At 48.7% G+C, this 667-nt stretch carries 1 pseudogene; it reads right to left on the bottom strand.

The annotated features are described in order from the left end of the window. Window positions 1-667 (bottom strand): annotated as a pseudogene (locus R7190_RS27950) (ATP-binding protein); the annotation flags it as partial.

Below are 667 nucleotides of genomic sequence, written 5' to 3'. Positions count from 1 at the left end.
ACAATCTTGCGACGATCCCGCTCACCTAAGTACATCTCTTGTTGGATTTGGTAGATAAGCTGAAGCAACACTACTTGTTGTAGATGCTTACGCCCCTTAAGCTCTTCTAACTCCAGAACGGTGAAACGGTTTTTGAAGCGAATATTGTTGTGGCCATTAAAGAATCGGCCATATTCGCCCTGTGTCGTAAACGGATAGAGCTGCTCACCCACGTCTTGCACACGTCGGTCTTCGTGATTTTTCAAGGCCTCTGCCACATCATCAACCAACATGGCACGACCTTTTTTCTCCCACAGTTCACGGGTCTGACGCTTTAGGTTGGCCATCTGAAAATCGGTTAATGACTGCGTGGGTGCGGCCATTGCGGCCAATAACCCAACCAACACATCCGCTTCTTCGTCATAGTCCTCAACGATTTCAAACGGATTTAAGCAAATGCCACTGTCCCGCCCGAACTGTAAGAACTCACCGTCATAGACTTCACACAGCTTTTCATAAGAGCGGCCAACATCAATCACCCAGCATTGCCCGCCTTCTGATAAGTAGGAGGAGATGATTTCGTTCACCAGGAAAGACTTGCCCGACCCCGATTGCGCCGCGATGCAACAGTTGTAATTACTGCCCGAGTCATAAAGGGACACACTCATGATCTGGCCATTACGGGAAA

The organism is Vibrio sp. 1078-1 (assembly GCF_033340475.1).
This window is presented reverse-complemented; position numbering and strand designations above follow the sequence as displayed.